General features: G+C 29.8%; 21 protein-coding genes. All 21 read left to right on the forward strand.

Annotated features, from left to right (window positions below; translation table 11 throughout):
- Positions 1–78: 78 nt before the first annotated feature.
- The 21 genes from pgeF to def all read left to right on the forward strand — a co-directional run bounded on the left by pgeF (position 79) and on the right by def (position 22,158).
- Positions 79–801, forward strand: coding sequence for a peptidoglycan editing factor PgeF (gene pgeF / locus CLHOM_RS05380; RefSeq protein ID WP_052220670.1), 723 nt, complete (start codon positions 79–81; stop codon positions 799–801).
- A 40-nt stretch (positions 802–841) separates the two neighbouring features.
- Entirely contained in the window at positions 842–1,537 is a 696-nt protein-coding gene (locus CLHOM_RS05385) for a response regulator transcription factor (protein ID WP_052220671.1), read from the forward strand.
- A 7-nt stretch (positions 1,538–1,544) separates the two neighbouring features.
- Entirely contained in the window at positions 1,545–3,242 is a 1,698-nt protein-coding gene (gene pnpS / locus CLHOM_RS05390) for a two-component system histidine kinase PnpS (protein ID WP_052220747.1), read from the forward strand.
- Between the two features lie 196 nt (positions 3,243–3,438).
- Positions 3,439–4,356, forward strand: coding sequence for a phosphate ABC transporter substrate-binding protein (locus CLHOM_RS05395; protein WP_052220672.1), 918 nt, complete (start codon positions 3,439–3,441; stop codon positions 4,354–4,356).
- 87 nt (positions 4,357–4,443) lie between these two features.
- Positions 4,444–5,334, forward strand: coding sequence for a phosphate ABC transporter permease subunit PstC (gene pstC / locus CLHOM_RS05400; protein WP_052220673.1), 891 nt, complete (start codon positions 4,444–4,446; stop codon positions 5,332–5,334).
- Positions 5,334–6,200 carry a phosphate ABC transporter permease PstA gene (pstA, locus tag CLHOM_RS05405; RefSeq protein ID WP_052220674.1) on the forward strand — a complete coding sequence of 289 codons (867 nt, stop codon included), beginning with the start codon at positions 5,334–5,336 and terminating at the stop codon, positions 6,198–6,200. Before pstC ends, pstA begins: the two co-directional genes overlap by 1 nt.
- Positions 6,201–6,212: 12 nt before the next feature.
- Positions 6,213–6,965 carry a phosphate ABC transporter ATP-binding protein PstB gene (gene pstB / locus CLHOM_RS05410; RefSeq protein ID WP_052220675.1) on the forward strand — a complete coding sequence of 251 codons (753 nt, stop codon included), beginning with the start codon at positions 6,213–6,215 and terminating at the stop codon, positions 6,963–6,965.
- Between the two features lie 45 nt (positions 6,966–7,010).
- Complete coding sequence (gene phoU, locus CLHOM_RS05415) at positions 7,011–7,670, forward strand: phosphate signaling complex protein PhoU (protein ID WP_052220676.1); 660 nt, start codon at positions 7,011–7,013, stop codon at positions 7,668–7,670.
- A gap of 188 nt (positions 7,671–7,858) precedes the next feature.
- Positions 7,859–9,199 (forward strand): DUF512 domain-containing protein, encoded by a 1,341-nt coding sequence (locus CLHOM_RS05420; RefSeq protein WP_052220677.1) that lies wholly within the window; start codon positions 7,859–7,861, stop codon positions 9,197–9,199.
- Between the two features lie 2 nt (positions 9,200–9,201).
- A complete protein-coding gene (gene der / locus CLHOM_RS05425; RefSeq protein ID WP_052220678.1) occupies positions 9,202–10,518 on the forward strand; it encodes a ribosome biogenesis GTPase Der in 1,317 nt (438 codons plus the stop codon).
- 1 nt (position 10,519) lies between these two features.
- On the forward strand, positions 10,520–11,512 hold the full coding sequence (locus tag CLHOM_RS05430) for an NAD(P)H-dependent glycerol-3-phosphate dehydrogenase (protein ID WP_052220679.1): 993 nt from the start codon (positions 10,520–10,522) through the stop codon (positions 11,510–11,512).
- 124 nt (positions 11,513–11,636) lie between these two features.
- A complete protein-coding gene (spoIVA, locus tag CLHOM_RS05435; RefSeq protein ID WP_052220680.1) occupies positions 11,637–13,115 on the forward strand; it encodes a stage IV sporulation protein A in 1,479 nt (492 codons plus the stop codon).
- A gap of 242 nt (positions 13,116–13,357) precedes the next feature.
- Entirely contained in the window at positions 13,358–14,719 is a 1,362-nt protein-coding gene (locus tag CLHOM_RS05440) for an NCS2 family permease (RefSeq protein ID WP_052220681.1), read from the forward strand.
- A 179-nt stretch (positions 14,720–14,898) separates the two neighbouring features.
- Positions 14,899–16,047 carry an aminotransferase class I/II-fold pyridoxal phosphate-dependent enzyme gene (locus CLHOM_RS05445; protein ID WP_052220682.1) on the forward strand — a complete coding sequence of 383 codons (1,149 nt, stop codon included), beginning with the start codon at positions 14,899–14,901 and terminating at the stop codon, positions 16,045–16,047.
- 131 nt (positions 16,048–16,178) lie between these two features.
- Positions 16,179–17,060 carry a YicC/YloC family endoribonuclease gene (locus CLHOM_RS05450; RefSeq protein ID WP_052220683.1) on the forward strand — a complete coding sequence of 294 codons (882 nt, stop codon included), beginning with the start codon at positions 16,179–16,181 and terminating at the stop codon, positions 17,058–17,060.
- Between the two features lie 17 nt (positions 17,061–17,077).
- Positions 17,078–17,350: an extracellular matrix/biofilm regulator RemA gene (gene remA / locus CLHOM_RS05455; protein ID WP_052220684.1), complete on the forward strand. Its 273-nt coding sequence runs from the start codon at positions 17,078–17,080 to the stop codon at positions 17,348–17,350.
- Positions 17,350–17,988, forward strand: coding sequence for a guanylate kinase (gmk, locus tag CLHOM_RS05460; RefSeq protein ID WP_052220685.1), 639 nt, complete (start codon positions 17,350–17,352; stop codon positions 17,986–17,988). The genes remA and gmk overlap by 1 nt, the downstream gene beginning before the upstream one ends.
- Positions 17,969–18,190 carry a DNA-directed RNA polymerase subunit omega gene (gene rpoZ / locus CLHOM_RS05465; protein ID WP_052220686.1) on the forward strand — a complete coding sequence of 74 codons (222 nt, stop codon included), beginning with the start codon at positions 17,969–17,971 and terminating at the stop codon, positions 18,188–18,190. Before gmk ends, rpoZ begins: the two co-directional genes overlap by 20 nt.
- Position 18,191: 1 nt before the next feature.
- The gene (gene coaBC / locus CLHOM_RS05470) at positions 18,192–19,382 is read left to right on the forward strand and encodes a bifunctional phosphopantothenoylcysteine decarboxylase/phosphopantothenate--cysteine ligase CoaBC (protein WP_052220687.1); all 1,191 of its coding nucleotides are present in this window, start codon (positions 18,192–18,194) and stop codon (positions 19,380–19,382) included.
- A 57-nt stretch (positions 19,383–19,439) separates the two neighbouring features.
- Entirely contained in the window at positions 19,440–21,641 is a 2,202-nt protein-coding gene (priA, locus tag CLHOM_RS05475) for a primosomal protein N' (RefSeq protein WP_052220688.1), read from the forward strand.
- Positions 21,642–21,705: 64 nt separating this feature from the next.
- The gene (def, locus tag CLHOM_RS05480) at positions 21,706–22,158 is read left to right on the forward strand and encodes a peptide deformylase (RefSeq protein WP_052220689.1); all 453 of its coding nucleotides are present in this window, start codon (positions 21,706–21,708) and stop codon (positions 22,156–22,158) included.
- Positions 22,159–22,160: the final 2 nt, after the last annotated feature.

Genomic DNA, 22,160 nt, shown 5'->3' on the forward strand with positions numbered 1-22,160 from the left:
AGTTAATAAAGTTAAGTTCTTTAACACAATATAAATAAATTAATAGTTTGATGTTAAAATATTATTAAGGAGATAAATATGATTGAATCAAATTTAATAATAGTTGATGATATTTATAAGTTTATGAAATTTCAGGATAATGAGGCAGAAATATATTTTTCTTCTGCAGAAGGAGGTTTGAATTTTAATCCTAATAATAATAAGGGTATAGAAAATATTAATAAGCTAAAAGAATGGTTTGAACTAAAAGATGTAGGTTATTTAAAGCAAATACACAGTGATATAGTTCATATTTATGATGGTAAAATAATTCAAGGTGATGCTATTATGACAAATAAAAGAGGAGTAGCAGTGGGTGTTTTTACAGCAGACTGTGTTCCAATAATAATTTATGATAAGGTCAATAAAGCAGTTTCAGCTATTCATAGTGGTTGGAAGGGAACCTTAGGCTGTATTGTACTTAAAAGCATTGAAGAAATGAAAAAAACTTATGAAAGTAAATTGAAAGATCTATCGATATATATTGGACCTCATAATATGGGATGCTGTTATGAAGTTGGGGTTGATTTAATAGAAAAATTTCTTGAATCTAATGAGTTCAGTAAAGAAAAAATAATTTATAAAAGAAATTTAAGCCTGCAGAATTGTATAATTAATCAATTAAATTCAATTGGAATAGGACTAAATCAAATAAATTTAGTTAATAAATGTACATCTTGTAATAATGAATTTGAGTTATATTCTTATAGGAAATCTTCTAATAAAGAAGGTAGAATGTTTTCATTTATATTTTTAAGATAAAATATTTATATAGTATATAATAAATGAGGAGGCTATAGAAATGGCTGAGGAAAAAATATTAATTGTTGATGATGAAGAACATATAAGAGAACTTATAAAATTTAATTTAGAAAACAATGGTTACAAAACTATATGTGCATCAGATGGAATAGAAGCTCTAAAAATAGCGAAAAAAGAGTTACCTCAATTAATACTTCTTGACTTAATGCTTCCAGGTATGGATGGGTATGATGTGTGCAAAGAAATACGAAAAGACAACTCTATTTCTAACACTCCAGTAATAATGATAACTGCAAAGGGTGAGGAATTAGATAAAATTTTAGGATTAGAATTAGGTGCAGATGATTATTTAACTAAGCCTTTCTCTATAAGGGAATTGATTGCACGAGCAAAGGCAGTTTTAAGAAGAACTAAACAACAGAGTATTGAAAAGACATTTAAATTCGGAAATAATTCAATTGATTTTGATAAGCATGAAGTTATAAGAAATGATGAAAGGGTAGACTTAACACTAAAGGAATTTGAATTATTAGAAGTGCTTATTAAAAATAAGGGAAGAGTAATGACTAGAGACTTCCTTTTAGATAAAGTTTGGGGTTATGAATATATAGGTGAAACAAGAACTGTTGATGTTCATATAAGACATTTGAGAAAGAAAATAGAGGATGATGATAAAAATCCTAAATATATTGAAACCATAAGAGGCATTGGATATAGGTTTAATCAAGGTGAATAATATGAAGATGAAAAATAAGCTTATGCTATCTATTTTAAGTACTATAATTTTAAGTTTAGCATTAGTTACTGCTTTGTACATGACTATATTAAATTTTCAACATGAAGAAAGTACAAAAAAAAGACTAAAAAATAACAATGAAATTTGCATTAATTTGATTTCGCATAATCTAATTTCAAATTTAGATACATACTTCAAGACCTTTAAGAATTCTGAATTTAGAGTAACTTTAATAGATAAGAATGGGGTTGTTGTTGAAGAATCCCACGCAGACTTGGAAAACATGGATAATCATAATAATAGAAAAGAAGTTGCAGAGGCAAGAAGATATGGAAATGCTTATGCTGCAAGGTATAGTAACTCTCTAAATAAAACTATGATTTATTTTGCTACTGCTTTTGGAGATGGATATATAATAAGAAGTTCAATGCCTATTGAAGTAATTACAGGTTTTGAAGGGAAATACCTGCATTATTACTTTTTTGTTTTATCAATGGTTTTCGCAATTTCAATATTTTTTTCTTCAAAATTATCCTATATAATTGTAAAACCAATTAAAGATCTTGAATTTATAACTTCAAGGGTTGCTAAAGGTGAGCTTGATAGGAGAGTTAGTATAAATTCTAACGATGAAATTGGGCAACTTGCTAAAACCTTTAATAGAATGGCTGATAGACTTCATGAAACCTTAAAAGACTCAATTGGGGAACAAAATAAGCTAGAGGCAATTTTGAAAAGTATGGATAATGGAGTAATTGCAGTTGATAGAAATTATAGAGTTATTCTAATAAATCCATATGCAGAGAAAATTTTTGGGATACAAAAGAATATTATCGGTGAAAATTTCATGGACAACATCAGAGATTATGAACTAGAAAAAGTATTTAAGACCAGCGAGGAAAATAAAGAAATAATAATTTTATGGCCTGAAAGAAGAGTTTTAAAAGTTAAAACAGCGGACATTATTAGTGAAAAAGAACATATTGGAACTGTTGCAGTAGTACAAGATATTACTGATATAAGAAAGCTAGAAAATATGCGAAGTCAATTTGTAGCTAATGTATCTCATGAGTTAAAAACTCCTTTAACTTCTATTAAGGGCTTTGCAGAAACCTTGAGATATGTTGAAGATTCAGCTACAAGAGAGAAGTTTTTAGATATTATCGATGATGAAACGGATAGGCTAACAAGGCTAATTAGTGATATTTTAACCTTATCTGATATAGAGCAGCATAAAGAATTTAAGGTTAAGGAAGACATTGGTGTAGTTCAGTCACTTACTGATGTATACAATTTAATAAAAAATACAGCAGATAAAAAAAATATTTCGCTGGAGATATTTACTGAAGGGGATCCTATTGTAGTAGGAGATAAAGATAAGTTTAAACAAATGTTAATAAACCTAATTGATAATGCAATAAAGTATTCAGAAGAAGGAGATTCAGTTAAAATTAGTGCTAGAAGCGAAAACTCAAAATGCATTATTTGTATAGAAGATACTGGAGTAGGTATTCCTAAAGAACATATTCCTAGATTATTTGAAAGATTTTATAGAGTTGATAAAGCAAGGTCTAGGGCAAGAGGAGGAACTGGCTTGGGATTAGCTATTGTAAAACATATAGTTTTATCTTTTAAAGGAGAAATATTTGTTGAAAGCGAAGTTGGAAAAGGGACTAAATTCACTGTTTGCATACCTTTAAAATAAATGATTTTATTTTTAAATCCATATAATATCTTAAATCCACGAATACTATTATTGAATAAGGAAAAAATATTTTAAGGTATTACTGATGTTAATTTTAATTAACATTAGTATAATACTAGGTTAACTTTTCTAAAGTAATATAATAATTGTGATGATTAATTGAAAATGTTACATAATCGAATGGAGGGTTTTTTGGATGAAAAGAAAATCAATAAAAATGATAGTTGCAGCTTTAGCAATTACTCTTATAGGAGGAGCTTTGGTAGGTTGTGGAAGCAGTAATGCAAAAAAAGACGATACTGCTAAAACTCAGACAGCAGAAAATAAGGTAGAAGAAGTAAGTGGTTCTATTACTGCATCAGGATCAACAGCATTACAACCACTAGCAAAAGCAGCAGCTGATATGTTTATGCAAAAGAACACTAAAGCTCAAATAAATATCCAAGGTGGTGGAAGTGGTACTGGACTTTCACAAGTTGCATCTGGAGCTGTACAAATAGGGAATTCTGACGTACCAGCGGAAGATAAAATTAAGGAAGCAGATGTACTTAAACAACTTATAGACCACAAGGTGTGCGGAATTGGTTTTGCAATGGTAGTTAACAAAGAAGTAAAAGTTGATTCTTTAACAAAACAACAAATACAAGATATATTTACAGGAAAAATAACTAACTGGAAACAAGTTGGTGGAGATGATCTTAAAATAGAAGTAATAAATAGAGGAAAATCTTCAGGTACTAGAGCAACATTTATTTCAACTGTAATGGATAAAAAATCTGAGGCAGATGGTTTAGGAACAGTACAAGATTCAAGTGGAGCAGTTCAAAAATCAATCGAAGCTACAAAAGGTTCAATATCTTACTTAGCATTATCTTATTTTGTAAATGAAGAAGCTAAAAAGGGTATGAAGTTATTAAAAATTGATGGAGTAGAGCCTACTTATGAAAATATTGCTGCAGGAAAATATCCTTTCTGGTCTTTTGAACACATGTATACTAAAGGGGAACCTACAGGTTTAACAAAAGCTTTCCTTGATTACATGGCATCTGATGATGTTAAAGCTATAATAAAGAGTCAAGGTTATATTTCAGCAAGTGAGCTAAAAGCACAATAAAAATAAGTAAATAACAAAGGCTAGTTGTGGCTTTTTCACAACTGGTCTTAGTTTGTTTTAAAAAATATGTAATATGGAGTAGGTATGATGAATAAAAACAGTAAGCTGAACAGAATTAAGAACGAATATATCGGTAGAACTTTTTCTACTATTTGTGGATATTTAATTGTAATATTAACATTAGCAATTATATTTTTCGTAGCTTCAAAAGGACTTACTACTTTTATAAAAGATGGACATTCTTTAGTGAAATTTTTATTTAATGCAGAATGGAAACCTGATGCGGAAATACCTAAATTTGGTGCATTAATATTTTTATTAGGTTCAACAGCAGTTTCGGTTGGTGCTGTGATAATTAGTGCACCAATCAGTATAGCATTAGCTATTTTTATGAATTTAATTTCACCAAAATTAGGATCAAGAGTTCTCCAACCTGCCATGGAATTATTTGTGGGAATTCCTTCAGTTGTATATGGTTGGATAGGAATAACAATATTGGTACCAGCATTAAAAGCTGCATTTGGAGGTATAGGATTTAGTTTAATTGCAGGAATACTGGTTTTAAGTATAATGATTCTTCCTACAATAACTAGTATCGCTTCAGATGCAATTAAAACAATACCAAGACAATACATAGAAGCTTCCTATGGACTAGGAGCTACTCGTTGGCAAACAATTGTTAAAGTAATTGTGCCAGCTGCAAAAAACGGAATTTTAACAGGAGTAGTACTTGGAATTGCAAGAGCCTTTGGTGAAGCCTTGGCTGTACAAATGGTTATAGGAAACTCTATTAAAATCCCACAAGGTATATACGATACAACCTCAACTTTAACTAGTATCATTACAATGGATATGGCAAATACTATATTTGGAAGTGAATGGAATAATGCCTTATGGTCCTTATCATTTTTATTACTAGTAGTTTCATTCATTTTTATATTAATAATAAGAGCCATTGGAAAAAGAGGTGAAGTATAATGAATTCTAAACAAAAGGACAAATTAGCAACTATAATTTTATATATTATTTCAGCCTTTGTAGTTCTATTATTGGTAAGTTTGATTTCTCTAATTTTATTCAAAGGAAGACATTGGATAAATCCTAAATTTCTTTTTGGAATACCGTCTATACAAGCAGGTGGAGGTATAGGACTTCACTTATTTAATTCTTTTTATATGCTTATAATTTCATTAATTATTACAGTACCTTTAGGAGTTGGTGCGGGAATATATTTATCTGAATATGCAAAGGAAGGGAAAATGCTTAATATAATTCGTTTGTGTATTGAAACTATGGCATCTCTTCCATCAATTGTAGTTGGACTATTTGGATTATTGATCTTTGTAAATATGACTGGTTGGGGATATTCAATAATCTCAGGTGCCTTAGCAATTACAATATTGAATCTTCCAGCAATGACTAGGGTTAGTGAAACCTCTATAACTGAAGCTGCCAAGAAAGTTAAGGAAGCTAGTTTAGGCTTAGGTGCAACTCAATGGCAGACAATTAGAAAAGTAATATTACCGTCAGCTATACCACAAATTCTTACAGGGATTATTCTAGCTGCTGGAAGGATATTTGGGGAAGCTGCAGCTTTGCTGTATACAGCAGGTATGAGTGCTCCGGTAGTACATATTAGTGATGGATCTGCATTTAATATTTTTAGACCTGCAGAAACTTTAGCTGTTTATATATGGCAACTTAATTCAGAAGGAGTAGTCCCAGATGCTAGTAAAATAGCAAATGGTGCTTCCGCAGTATTAATAGTAATGGTACTATTGTTCAATATATTTGCTAGAATGATAGGAAAGAAAATATACGAAAGATATGCAGGAACTAAATAAGGAGGATGCAATATGAACATAATTGAAGTAAAGAATTTAAATTTATTTTATGGAAGTAAGCAAGCATTAAATAATGTTAATCTGGAAATACAAAAACATGCAGTAACTGCATTTATAGGGCCTTCAGGATGCGGAAAATCAACATTTTTAAGATGTGTTAATAGGATGAATGACTTAATTGAATCAGTAAAAATTGACGGAGAAATAATTTATGAAGGCAAAAATATATTATCATCTGATTATGATGTTATTGAATTGAGAAAAAAAGTAGGAATGGTTTTTCAAAGTCCCAATCCATTTCCAATGAGTATTTATGATAATATTGCTTATGGTCCAAGAATACATGGTATTAAGAGCAAAGCAAAGCTAGATGAAATTGTTGAAAAAAGTTTAAAAGGAGCAGTACTTTGGGAAGAAGTAAAAGATAGATTAAAAAAGAGTGCTTTAGGCTTATCTGGAGGTCAACAACAAAGATTATGCATTGCAAGAACTTTAGCGGTTGAACCAGAGGTTATTCTAATGGATGAGCCTACATCTGCATTAGACCCTATTTCAACTCTTAAAATTGAAGAGTTAATGGATGAATTAAAAAAAGATTATACTGTAGTTATTGTTACCCACAATATGCAGCAAGCTGGAAGAATATCTGATAACACAGCATTCTTTTATAATGGTATAATAGTAGAGTCAGGTAAAACAGAGGATATTTTCTACAAACCGAAGGATAAAAGAACAGAAGATTATATCACTGGTAGATTTGGTTAATAATATTTGAATAAATAAAAATTTATAAAACAGGATGGTGTGTTTATGTCTGCAAGAAAAGTATTTGAAATGGAATTAAACGAACTTCATAATCATATTTTGAGAATGGGAAGTGTAGTAGAAAAGCAGATTCATTTATGCATAAAGTCTTTAGCTGAGCAAAACGTGGAACTTGCTGAAGAAGTTATAAAAAATGATGATATAGTTGATAAATTAATGAAAGAAATTGAAAATAAAAGTATTAAGCTAATTGCTATGCAGCAGCCAATAGCAACAGACTTAAGATTTATATTTACATGTATAAATCTAGTAACTGATTTAGAAAGAATGGCTGATCACGCTGTGGATATTGCAAAAATAACAAGAAGATTAAAAGACGAAGTATACATTAAACAATTAGTATTCATACCTGAGATGGGTGAAATTGTAAGTGCTATGATAAGGGATGGATTAGATGCATATGTGGAAAGAGATTTAGAAAAGGCATATGAAGTGTCTAGAAGAGATGATATTATAGATAAGCTTTATAAGAATATATTTATAGAAATGATATCAGTGATGACTAAAGATAATACTAAGATTGAACAAGCTACGCAGTTTATACTTGCAGGTAAATTTTTAGAAAGAATCGCAGATCATGTTACAAATATATGCGAATGGACAATTTATATTGTAACTGGAGATCAAATTGACTTAAATGAATAACTGCTGCATAATATAAATTAATATATGTATTATTGATGAAACAGCCTTAAATGGCTGTTTTTAAATTTGTATAAATGGTATGAATCAAGAGATTAAATAATTACTTTGTCTAAACTTGACGTAATAATATTATTAATGATAAGATATTTTAATGAGCTAACATTTGGAAAAATGTATCGGAGGTAAAAATGCTTAATAAAATTTCAAAAGTATTGTCTGGGAGCATTGCAGAAGAAGTAGGAATTGAAGAGGGAGATATTCTAATAAGTATTAATGGCTCAGAAGTAAAAGATATTATTGACTATAAATACCTAATTTCTGATGAATTTATAGTTTTAGAAGTTAAAAAACAAAATGAAGAAGTGTGGGAAATCGAGATTGAGAAAGAATACAGTGAAGAAATCGGTATAGAGTTTGCTGATCCTATGATGGATAAACCAAGAAATTGCCATAACAAATGTATTTTTTGTTTCATTGATCAGCTTCCAGAAGGAATGAGAGAGACTTTATATTTTAAGGATGATGATTCAAGATTATCATTTTTACAAGGTAATTTTATCACTATGACTAATATGAGTGATGAAGATATAGATAGAATAATAAAATATAGAATCAGTCCAATTAATGTCTCTGTACATAGTACCACACCTGAAGTTAGATGTAGAATGATGAATAATAGATTTGCAGGAAACATATACAATAGACTTAAAAAACTTGCAGATGCAAAGATTAATATGAACTGTCAGATTGTTGTATGCCCTGGGTATAACGATGGAAGTGAACTTGTAAAAACAATTGAAGATCTATTTAAATTATATCCATATGTAAGCAATGTAGCTGCTGTTCCTATAGGAGTTACAAAATTTAGAGAAGAAAAAAATTTAGTAAAACTCAAACTTTTCGATAAAGAAAGTGCGACTGCAGAAATTGATACTATAAGTAAACTTCAAGACAAATACTTTAATAGAGTAGGTCATCCTTTTGTTAGATTATCAGATGAATTCTACATTTTAGCCGAAAAAGAAATACCTGAAACAGGATTCTATAATGGATTTGAACAATTAGAAGATGGAGTAGGAGTTGTAAGGTTATTTAGAAATAATATTGAATCTTCACTTAATAAACTAGATAAAAAATTAAAAGGTAGCTTTACAATAATAACTGGAACTTTAGCATATAAAGAAATATTTGATGCGGCTCAAAAGATTATGGGCGAAAATAAGAATATAAAAATTGATGTTAGGAAAATAATAAATAATTTTTTTGGCAACACTATAACTGTTACAGGGCTGTTAACAGGTAAAGATATAATTGAGCAATTAAAAGATTTTCAGCTTGAAAATTACATTATATTGCCAGATAATATGTTTAGAAAAGGATATGAGCTCTCTAATAATAAAGAACTTATTATGCTTGACGATATTACTGTTGATGCCTTAGAGAAGATACTTAATAGAAAAATTATTGTATGTGATTATACAGGAGAAGATTTTATTGATATTATAAATGAACACTGTAAGGAGGATTAAAGATGGGTAAACCTTTAGTTGCAATAGTGGGAAGGCCTAATGTAGGGAAGTCCACTTTGTTTAATAAATTAGCGGGAAAAAGAATAGCTATTGTAGATGACCAGCCAGGAGTAACTAGAGATAGGATTTATGCAGAGGCTGAATGGCTAAACAAAAAGTTTACTATCATAGATACAGGCGGAATTGAACCTGAAAGTGAAGATGTAATAGTCTCTCAAATGAGAAGGCAGGCTCAAATTGCTATTGAAATGGCTGACGTTGTTGTTTTTTTAGTTGATGGTAAACAAGGGTTGACTGACTCTGATAATGAAGTTGCTCAAATGCTTAGAAAAGCACAAAAGTCAGTGGTGATTGTTGTAAATAAAATTGATAATAGAAACTATGATGATAATATTTATGAATTTTATAATTTGGGCATTGGTCAGCCTATACCTATTTCAGCTTCACAAGGATTAGGACTAGGCGATATGCTTGATGAAATAGTATCAAAATTCTCAAATAAAGAATATACAGATGAGCAAGAAGAACACGTAAGATTAGCTATAGTTGGCAAGCCAAATGTTGGTAAGTCATCTTTAATTAATAAATTGCTAGGAGAAGAAAAACATATAGTAAGCAATATTCCTGGAACAACTCGAGATGCAGTAGACAGCTATTTAGAGAATGAAATAGGCAAGTTTATTTTAGTCGATACAGCTGGACTTAGAAAGAAGAGTAAAATAAAAGAACAGATAGAAAGATACAGTGCTGTAAGAACCTTAGCGGCAATTGAAAATGCAGATGTTTGTGTTTTGATTATTGATGCAGAACAAGGGGTTACTGAACAGGATGAAAAAATAATTGGATTTGCCCATGATAATAATAAGGCAATAATGATTGTAGTAAATAAGTGGGATTTGATCGAAAAAGATGATAAAACAATGAAAAAGTTTAAAGATATAATTAGTGAAAAATTATCATTTTTATCTTATGCCGAGTATTTATTTATCTCAGCGAAAACTGGTCAAAGAGTGAATAGAGTATTGACTTTAGCTAAAGAATGCTATGAAAATTATTGTAAAAGGGTTAAAACTGGAGTACTTAATGAAGTTATAAGTAAAGCAGTTATGATGAAGGAGCCTCCAATAGTTGGGGTAAATCGACTTAAGATTTACTATGTGACCCAAGTAACAATAAAGCCACCGACTTTTATATTCTTCGTGAATAATCCTGAGTTATTACATTTCTCATATAAAAGATACTTAGAAAATCAATTAAGGGAAAGCTTTAATTTTTCGGGAACTGGAATAAAGCTAGAATTTAGAGAAAGGAAGGAATAGAATGTCGGATATTTCTTTTATAGGCGGGGGAAGTTTTGGAACAGCATTGAGTATTATGCTAGCAAAGAAAGGATATAAAATAAATATATGGGCTAGAAATGTTGATGTGGTAAATGATATTAATATTAAAAGGGAGAATATTAAATATTTGCCTCATGTAGTAATACCAGTTAATGTTTCTGCTTTTACAAACTTAGAAGAAGCTATAAGTGATAGTAAAATTGTTGTTATAGCTGTGCCTTCACATGCTGTGAGAGAAATAAGCAGAAAGATAAAGTCCTATATAAGTGATGATACAATAATAGTAAATATTGCAAAGGGAATAGAAGAAGATTCTCTTAAAAGGCTTTCAGTTGTAATAGAAGAGGAAATACTTAATAATCCGGTTGTGGTTTTATCAGGCCCAAGTCATGCTGAAGAAGTAGCATTAGACATTCCTACAACAGTTGTAGTAACCTCTAAAAATATTGAAGTTGCTAAGCAAATTCAAGATAAATTCATGACAAATAAATTTAGAATATATACAAATGAAGATATAGTTGGAGTTGAAATTTGTGGTGCTGTAAAAAACATAATTGCATTAGCTGCAGGTATATCTGACGGTATAGGTTATGGAGACAATACTAAGGCTGCCTTAATGACTAGAGGTATGAGCGAAATAGCTAGAATAGGGCTAAGATTAGGAGCTAGACAAGAAACTTTCGCAGGACTTGCTGGTATAGGTGATTTAATAGTAACTTGTACTAGTATGCATAGTAGAAACAGAAGAGCAGGTATTCTTATAGGGAAGGGATATACTTTAGAAAAAGCTTGTAGTGAAATTGGAATGGTTGTTGAGGGAATAAAGGCTTGTAAGGCTTTTTACAATTTAAAGGAACGTTTAGCAGTATCTATGCCTATTACAGATATTTTATATAAGGTACTTTTTGAAGGAATGGATCCTAAGTATGGAGTCTATGAACTTATGTCAAGAGACAAAAAAGATGAAATGTAAAAAATAATTAAAGTCAGTTAATTTCAAGTAATTAACTGACTTTAATTATTTTTTTGTAATATTTTAATAAATCTCGAAGTATATATGTAGTGTTAATAATAACTAACAGGTAGGAGGGTTTACTTTGGAGAACTTTAACATATACAAGGACATAGCAGAAAGAACTCAAGGAGACATATATGTAGGAGTCGTTGGTCCTGTAAGAACTGGAAAGTCAACATTTATAAAGAGGTTCATGGAACTAATGGTAATTCCTAATATAGAAAATACTTATAAAAAACAAAGGGCACAAGATGAACTTCCACAAAGTGCATCAGGGAAGTCTATTCATACTACAGAGCCAAAATTTATTCCAAATGAAGCTATTGAAATTGATTTAAATGGAGGAACAAAATTTAAGGTTAGAATGGTAGATTGTGTAGGGTATATAGTAAAAGCTGCATTAGGGTATGCTGAAGGGGAACAGCCTAAAATGGTTTCAACTCCTTGGTATGATCATGAAATTCCATTTGAAGAAGCTGCAGAAATAGGAACAAAAAAGGTTATTAACGAACATTCAACAATTGGAATTTTAGTAACAACAGATGGAAGTATCACAGGAATAAATAGAGAAGATTATGTAGAAGCTGAAGAGAGAGTTGTAAATGAACTTAAAACTATTAAGAAGCCTTTTGTGATAATATTAAACTCTAGAAATCATAATTCTCAAGAGACTTTAGAACTTGCAAGCACTCTACAAGAAAAATATGATGTACCGGTTCAATCTATGGATATAGCTAATATGAAAGAGACAGATATTACGAATGTTTTTGATAGAGTTCTAAAAGAATTCCCTATAAAAGAGATAAATATAGATATGCCAGAATGGATAGAAAAACTTGAAATCACTCATTGGCTTAAAGATAATTTTATGGGTGTAGTTAAAGATATGTGTAATAACATATATAGAGTTAGAGATGTTAAGGGATTTTTAGATAATTTAGTAAATGTTGAATTTTTGCAAGATTCTAGAATTAATGAAATTAATATGGGAGAAGGTAATGTTAGATTAGAACTAAGACCTAAGTCAGAATTATTTTACAAGGTTTTAAGTGAAGTCTGCTGCAGAAATATTGGTGGTGAGAATGAATTACTCAATATTATGAAAGATTTAAGTAAAGCTAAAATTGAGTACGATAAAATATCAGATGCCTTAAGAGATGTGAGGGAAAAAGGATATGGATTGGTTTCACCTCAATTAAATGAAATGAGATTAGAAGAGCCTGAAATAGTTAGGCAAGGAACTAGGTATGGAGTAAAGCTAAAAGCTAGTGCACCATCATTACACCTTATAAAGGCCGATATTCAAGCAGAAATATCACCGATAATGGGAACAGAAAGGGAAAGTGAAGAATTAGTAAAATCCTTATTAGAGCAATTTGAAAATGACCCTTCAAAGATATGGGAAAGCAATATGTTTGGAAAGTCTTTAGAGGTATTAGTTAAGGATGGATTACAAAATAAATTATACAAAATGCCAGAAGATGTTCAAGTTAAAATACAAAGAACTTTAGAGAAAATAATAAATGAGGGCAATGGAGGATTGATTTGCATAATTTTATAGCTGAATTCTCTGATAACCAATATATAGCGTCTATATATTGGTTATTTAATTTTACTAGCTATTTTTTCATAAAATGACATTTATACGAATAATAAATAATATTATTGTTATAAAATTTCGCTACGTGTTGACAGATAAATATAACTATGCTAATATTTCCTTTGTGCTAACTATTTGAAAACCGTTTTATAAAATTATAATAGTTACGTGATGAATATTAAGTTTTCAAAGGAGGATATATAATGGAAAACTTTTTTAGATTAAAAGAGAATGATACCAATGTTAAACGGGAGGTTATAGCTGGAATAACAACATTTTTAGCAATGGCGTATATAATTGCTGTAAATCCTAATATACTTAGCGTAACAGGTATGCCTAAGGGAGCAATATTAACTGCCACTTGTCTTTCAGCTGGATTAACAACTATATTGATGGGTATGTATGCAAATCTACCATTTGCTCTAGCTTCTGGAATGGGACTAAATGCTTTTTTTGCATTTAGCGTTGTTCAAGCCAGAGGAATTGATTGGAAGGTAGCTTTAACAGCCGTATTTATTGAAGGTATAATTTTTATTATTTTATCTTTAACAAACGTTAGAGAAGCTGTTGTAAATGCCATACCACTTACATTGAAATTGGCTGTTACTGCTGGTATTGGACTTTTTATAGCATTCATTGGATTTGTAAATGCTGGAATAGTAATTAAAAATGATGCGACTTTAGTTGGTATAGGAAATTTTGCAACACCACCTGTAGTGATTGCTTGCATAGGAATTATTGTAATTGTAATTTTGTCCAAAAAGAATGTTAAGGGAGCTTTGCTTATAGGAATTGTTGTAAGCACTATAATTGCTTGGGTATACGCTTTAAAAAATCCTAAATTAGCTGCGGAAACATATCAAATATATCTACCACAAGGAATATTTAAATTTGAATCTTTTGCTGATATTGCTTTTAAATTAGATTTTTCATATATAACAGATACAACTAAGATTTGGACATTTATTACAATAATATTAACTTTCTTATTTGTTGATTTTTTTGATACTGTTGGTACATTAGTAGGAGTTGCATCTAAGGTTGGTATGATTGACAAGGAAGGAAAAGTAAAAAATGCTGGTAAAGCATTACTTACAGATGCAATTGGTACAACTTTTGGAGCATTAATCGGAACATCAACTGTTACTACTTATGTAGAGAGCTCAGCTGGTGTCGCTGAAGGTGGAAGAACAGGACTTACTTCGATAGTAACTGGAATTTTATTTTTAGCAGCAATGTTTTTCTCACCATTATTTATTGCAATTCCGGCTTGTGCAACTGCTCCAGCATTAATAATTGTAGGCTTTTTTATGATGGAAAATGTAACAAAAATTGATTTTGCTGATTTTACTGAAGGGGTACCAGCTTTTTTAACAATTGCTTTAATGCCTTTAACCTACAGTATAGGTGATGGACTTACTTTAGGAGTTTTGGCTTATGCAATATTAAATTTAATAAATAATATATTTACAAAGGATAAAAATAAAAGGAAAAAGGTTTCGATTGTAATATATATTCTAGCTGTATTATTTATAATAAAGCTTGTTGCAATAGGATTAAAATAATATTAGTAATAACATGCTTATACGCGTTTGATTTTATATTAGCTTATAAATTCAAACGCTTTTATTTTAAATAATTTTATCTAAATAATTACTGTGATAGAGTAACATTTCAGCATAGTAACCTGCATGTTTTAATTTGAATAATATAAATTAAAATAATTATTCAGGGTGATCTATTAATGATAAATAATAGACTTTCAAATATTAAAGAATACCATTTCAAATCTTTAGAAAAGATTAAAGAAGAAGTTACTTCTAGAGGATATGAAGTTATTGATTTAGGAATAGGAGATCCTGATTTAAGAGTCCATGAAAGTATAATTAATGGCATTATTGAAGGATTAAAAATTGATGGCTTTAATAATTATCCACCATATGATGGTATAGTTAATCTAAAAAAAGAGATTATTAAATATTACAGAGAAGTGTTTTCAGTTTGCTTAACGTTAGATGAGATTATAATTTTAATAGGATCTAAAGAAGGAATAAGCAACCTAATACCAGCCATATGCAGTATTGGAGATTATGTAATAGTTCCCGATCCAGCATATCCTGTATACGAAGCTTGCTCCTATTTGTGGGGGTGCATTCCATATAAGGTAGTTATTAAGGAAAAAAATAATTTTCAAATGGATTTTAATGTAATTCCAGAAAAAATAATTGAAAATTCTAAACTCATTATAATAAACTATCCTAATAATCCTACTGGAGCTATTGCAGATGAAGCTTTTTATAAAAATGCAATAGATTTCTGCTGGAAAAATAACATTATATTGTGTAATGATGGAGCCTATAATGAAATTGTTAAAGAAAAAGAAAATCCAATAAGTTTGTTGCAATACGGAAAAGGAAAGAAGGTTATCGAATTTGGATCCTTTTCAAAAACTTTCAATATGACAGGATTTAGAGTGGGTTTTGCAGTGGGGGATAGAGAAATTATAAAGTCTCTGCTAAAGGTTAAGAGCAATGTAGATTCAAGTCAATTTAAACCAATTCAACAGGCTGCTATCAACGCTTTAAAAATTAATAGAGAATATATTAAAAGTATTAGAAGAATTTATGATGAAAGAAGGAGAATAACAGAAGAGATTTTAAAAGAAAAAAACATCCAATTTTATAACCACAGTAGAAGCTTTTACTTATGGTGCAAAATACCTAAGGGGTATACTACAGAAGAATTCTGTCTAGAATTACTATTAAATTTTGGAATTATAGTAACACCTGGAAATGCTTTTGGAGATTCAGGAGAGGGATATTTTAGAATTTCACTTACAAAAGATAAAGATCATATTATTAAATTTTTGAAGGCTATAAAGGTATATAATTAATATATTTAATTATAATAAAAAATATGGTATTATAGTTAGTATGTTACTCGACCTAAATAAAACTTGATATTTTTATTGCTGATTATGTATAATTAATGTAATCTAGGATTAAATGCGGAAGGATGATAATAATGGTAAAGAGTATGACAGGTTTTGGTAGGTCGGTGAGCAAAGAGGAAGATGCCAATAACTTTACAGTTGAAATTAAAAGTGTAAATCATAGATATCTTGATTTTAATATTAGAATGCCAAGAAGTTTAATGTCACTAGAAAATAAGGTAAGAGAAGCTGTAAAAGAAAGAATAAATAGAGGGAAAATAGATATATTTATCAATCAGAATATTTATGGAAAAGAAGACTTAAATGTTAAATTTAATGAACTTTTAGCTGATAGCTATTTGAATGTATTAGAAACAATAAGAGATAGATATAATGTAAATAATGATATTTCTGTATCCCTAATTGCAAAATTTCCAGAGGTAGTTTCATTAGAGAAAAAAGAGGAAGACCTAGAAGAGGTTTGGATAAATTTAAATGATGCACTAATTGAAGCTACTGAAAGCCTAGTTAATATGAGAAAAGCAGAAGGATTAAAATTATTAGAAGATATTTTATCTAATAGTAATAAAATTAAAGAACTATTGTATAATATAGAAAAAAAAGCACCTTTTGTAGTAGAAGATTATAAAAATAAACTTAATAATAGATTAAAGGAATTGCTAGAAAAAGGTACTATAGATGAAGCTAGAGTTTCAGCTGAAGTTGCTATTTTTGCAGATAAAGCAGCAATAGATGAAGAAATTATAAGACTTCATAGTCATCTAAATCAGCTTAAGGAGACCTTAGAAATAAACGAGCCTATTGGCAGAAAGCTAGATTTTATTGTTCAAGAAATGAATAGAGAAGCTAATACCATGGCTTCAAAGTCAAGTGATTTAGAAATAATTAATTTAACAATAAATATAAAAAACTATATAGAAAAAATTAGAGAACAAATACAAAATATAGAATAAAATTTGGGAGGATAATTATGAGTATTAAGTTAATAAATATTGGATTTGGGAACATAGTTTCTGCAAATAGGCTTGTAGCAATTGTAAGCCCAGAATCTGCACCTATTAAAAGAATTATTCAAGAAGCTAGAGATAGAGGTATGCTAATAGATGCTACATACGGAAGAAGAACAAGAGCCGTAATAATTACAGACAGCGACCATGTAATCTTATCTGCTGTTCAACCAGAAACTGTTGCTCATAGATTAACTTCAAAGGGTGAAGTTACAATTGATGAGGTTGAAGAGTAATGACAGATAGCGAAAAAAAGATTGGTTTACTAGTAGTAATATCTGGTCCTTCAGGTGCAGGAAAAGGAACTATATGTAAAGAGCTAATAGAAAGCGGTGAATTCTGGTTATCTGTTTCTGCAACAACTAGATCACCAAGAACAGGTGAGGTAGAAGGGAAAAATTATTATTTTCTAGAAAAAGAAAATTTTCTTAACAAGATTAAACAAGGAGATTTTCTTGAATATGCAGAAGTATATGGTAATTATTACGGAACACCAAAATCTAAAGTAATTGAAAAACTTGAAGAAGGAAAAGATGTAATATTAGAGATTGATATACAAGGTGCTTTAAAGGTAAAAGAGACATATTCAAAAGGAGTATTTATATTTATACTTCCTCCTTCCATGGAAGAATTAAAAAATAGAATTATTAAAAGGGGAAGTGAAACTCCTGAATCCTTAATGACAAGATTTAAGTCTGCATATAAGGAAATTAATTATGTATCAAAGTACAATTATGCTGTAGTAAATGATAAAATTGAAGAAGCAGTAAATAAAATTAAAAGTATAATAATTGCAGAAAAATGTAGTGTTGAAAGAATACAAGAAAACATTGTATCAAAGGAGGGACTAATACATGAACAATTATATGATTAAACCATCCATAGTTGACTTATTAACTAAAGTTGATAACAGATATTCGCTAGTTATTGTTACATCAAAAAGAGCAAGACAATTAATTGATGGAGATGAAGCGCAAATTAAATTAGAAGAAGCTTCAAAACCACTTACTATTGCTATAAACGAGCTCAATGAAGGAAAAGTATTATATGAGTCAGTAGCGAAAGGAATAAAATAAAATGAGTGACAAGAAAACTATTGTAGTAGGGGTTACTGGTGGTATTGCAGTTTATAAAGCCTTGGATGTAATCAGCAAGTTAAAGAAGGCTGGATTAGAAGTACATGTAATAATGACTGAGCATGCTACGAAGTTTGTAAGTCCGTTATCTTTTCAATCACTTAGCCAAAACATGGTAGTGGTTGATATGTTTGCAGAACCAAAAGCTTGGGAAATTCAACATATTTCTTTAGCTAAAAAAGCAGATTTAATGCTAATAGTTCCTGCAACTGTAAATGTATTAGGAAAGGTCGCTAATGGAATAGCTGATGATATGCTTACTACTACAATAATGGCAACAAAAGCACCAGTAGTATTTGCACCAGCGGCCAACACAAACATGTTCTTAAATCCTATTGTTCAAGATAATATTAGAAAACTAAAGGTCTTTGGATATAAATTTATTGAGCCTGAAGAAGGAAGACTTGCTTGTGGAGATACTGGCTCAGGTAAACTAGCGGATACAACCTTAATTAGTGAAATTGTTCTTAGTATGGTATATGATATTAAAGATTTAAAAGGTAAAAAAGTTCTTGTTACAGCAGGTCCGACTATTGCACCTGTGGATCCAGTAAGATTTATAACTAATAGATCAAGTGGGAAAATGGGATATGCCATAGCAGAAGAAGCAAGAGATAGAGGTGCAGAGGTTACCTTAATAAGTGGACCATGCAATATAAATAAACCTTTTGGCATGAAGGTTATTAATATCAAAGAAAATCATGAAATGCTGAAAGCGGTAAAAGAAAATTTTGAGTCTTCAGATATTGTAATAAAAGCTGCAGCAGTAGCAGATTATAAACCTAAAAACTATTCTAATAAGAAGATTAAGAAAGTTAATGAGGATTTAGTGATTCAGTTTGAAAAAGATACTGATATACTTAGAACTATTGGTGAAATGAAAAAAAACCAAATTTTAGTTGGCTTTGCTGCAGAAAGTGATGATCTTATTGCTAATGCAAAATCAAAGCTGGAAAGAAAAAATTTAGACTACATAGTGGCTAATGACATTACTTGTAATGATACAGGCTTTGCTTGTGACGAAAATAAGGTAAATATTTTATGTAGAGATGGTAGAAATATTTCAATTAGTAAGATGAGCAAAAGAATGATTGCAAGAGAATTGTTTAATATTATTAATGAAAAGCGCTAATGCGCTTTTTTCTTATAATTCTACAATAACTTAGTTTTATAAAAAAGGGTGAAGTATGTGTTTAAATATGCAGGAGTTATAGTAAATAACCAATCGATTAGCTTGGACAAAATTTTTACATATGGAATACCTGATAAATTAATAGGTAAAATAAAGCTTGGATCCATGGTAAAGGTACCTTTCGGAAGAGGAAACAAAATAATTGATGGTTTTGTACTACAATTATATAATGAATGCGAAAATCCTAGTAGATTAAAAGAAGTGGTAAGTGTATTCGAAGAATTTACTGTTATTAGTGATAAAGATATTAAGCTAATTGAAATAATGAGAGAAAAATATTTATGCACTTATTTAGAATGTATAAAAGTAATTATTCCTACTGGAATAATAAAAGGAATAAGTAAAAAGTCAAAAGAATTAATTTATGTAAATAATGAATTGTATGATGAAACCTTAAAAGATAATTATAAACAAATATATAGCATTATACAGAATAATAATGGAATGTACAGTAAATCAGAATTGAGCAAATTATTTAATATATCTCTATCTTCTATAAATACAATGATTAAGCACAAATTGTTATCTACAGAAGATACTATAGTAGATAGATTTAATACAAAAGACTATTCTGAATATAAACCCAAAATACTTAATGAAGAACAAAGTTCTGTAGTCAAGAATATTTTAGGTTCAAATAAAAATTTGTTTTTAATACATGGAGTTACTGGTAGTGGCAAAACGGAAATTTATATGAACTTAGTTAATGAAATGATTAAAAATGAAAAAGAATCTATAATTTTAGTTCCTGAAATATCTCTTACTCCTCAGATGGTAGAAAGATTTAAGGGAAGGTTCGGTAAAAATATAGCTGTTTTTCATAGTAGACTTTCTGATGGCGAAAGATATGATGAATGGTTAAGAGTAAAAAATGGAAGAGTAAAGGTAGCAATTGGTGCACGTTCAGCTATTTTTCTTCCATTTAGAAATTTAGGAATTATTGTTATTGATGAGGAACATGAAAATAGTTATAAATCAGATAGTGATCCTAAATATAACACTTTAGAGATTGCTGAATTAAAGTGTAATTTAGAAGGATGTAAGTTAGTATTGGGTTCTGCAACTCCATCAATAGAAAACTATTATAGATGCCTAAAGGGAGAAGTTCAATTATTAACTATTAATAATAGGGCAGATGGAGCAGATATGCCAGAGGTCCATATAGTTGACATGAGACAAGAATTGCTGAAAAATAATAAATCGATTTTTAGTGAAAAGCTATATGAAGAAATAGAGAATGCACTAAACAACAAAGAACAAATCATTTTGTTTCTAAATAGAAGAGGATTTTCTACTTTTGTATCCTGTAGAAAATGTGGATTTGTATTTAAATGTTTGGATTGTGATATTGCTTTGACATATCATAGCAAAGGAGATTTTCTAGAGTGCCATTATTGTGGAAAAAGATATAAAGCTTTGAAGGTGTGCCCTAAATGCGGAAGCAATTATGTTAAATATTTCGGTATAGGCACTGAAAAAGTGGAAGAAGAAATAAAAGTTAAATTTCCTAATGCTAGAACAATTAGAATGGATTTTGATACTACAAGAAAGAAAAATTCTCATGAGCAAATTTATAATGATTTTAAAGATGGTAAAGCTGATATACTTGTTGGAACACAAATGATTGCAAAAGGATTAGATTTCAAAAATGTTACTCTTGTAGGTGTAATTGCTGCAGATATTTCTTTAAATTTACCTGATTTTAGATCTGGTGAAAAAACCTTTCAGTTAATTACTCAAGTTGGAGGAAGAGCTGGAAGGGGCAAAAAAAAGGGAAAAGTAATTGTGCAGACCTATAATCCTGAAAACTCCAGCATAAAATATTCTTTGATAAATGATTATAAAAGTTTTTATAAAGAAGAAATAAGTATAAGAGAAAACATGGGGTACCCTCCATTCTCTAAAATACTATCAATTAATTTAAGCAGTAAAAATGAGCAGTTGTTAATAAAAAATATACAATTACTTGCCATAAAACTAAACAATAATCTAAAAGAAAATGATAAAATAGGGATACTAGGACCTTCTCCTTGCCTTTTATCAAAAATAAAAGAATATTTTAGATGGCAAATATTGATTAAGGGAGAGATAGACAATATTTTAGCCTTAAAGGTTAAAAATATTGTTTATGATTGTTTACAAGAGGTTTATAATGATATAAGGATAAGTTTGGATATTAATCCATCTAATTTGTTATAGGACTATTAACATAGTTACTATAGTTTAGCATTGACTTGAAGTGAAATTAAAAGGAGGATTTAAAATGGCTTTAAGAAATATAAGAAAAGAAGGAGATTCAATTTTAAGAAAAAAATCTAAAAAGATTGAAGAGATTAATGATAGAATTATCACTTTAATAGAGGATATGAAAGAAACTATGTATGCTGCAGATGGAGTTGGACTTGCAGCGCCACAAATAGGAATTTTAAAAAGGCTAGTTGTAATTGACGTTGGAGAAGGACCAATTACACTAATAAATCCAGAAATATTAAAGGCTCATGGAAGTCAGATTGACTTTGAAGGATGCTTAAGTATACCTGGAGAACAAGGTAAAGTAGATAGACCATTAAATGTAACCGTTCGTGCCCTAAATGAAAAAGGAGAGGAATTTGAAATGGAAGGAGAAGGGCTTCTTGCTAGGGCTTTTTGTCATGAAATAGATCATCTAAATGGTATATTATTTATAGATAAAGTAATGGAAGAAAGTGAGGAGTAATT

The organism is Clostridium homopropionicum DSM 5847 (assembly GCF_001263795.1).
Taxonomy (GTDB): domain Bacteria; phylum Bacillota; class Clostridia; order Clostridiales; family Clostridiaceae; genus Clostridium_H; species Clostridium_H homopropionicum.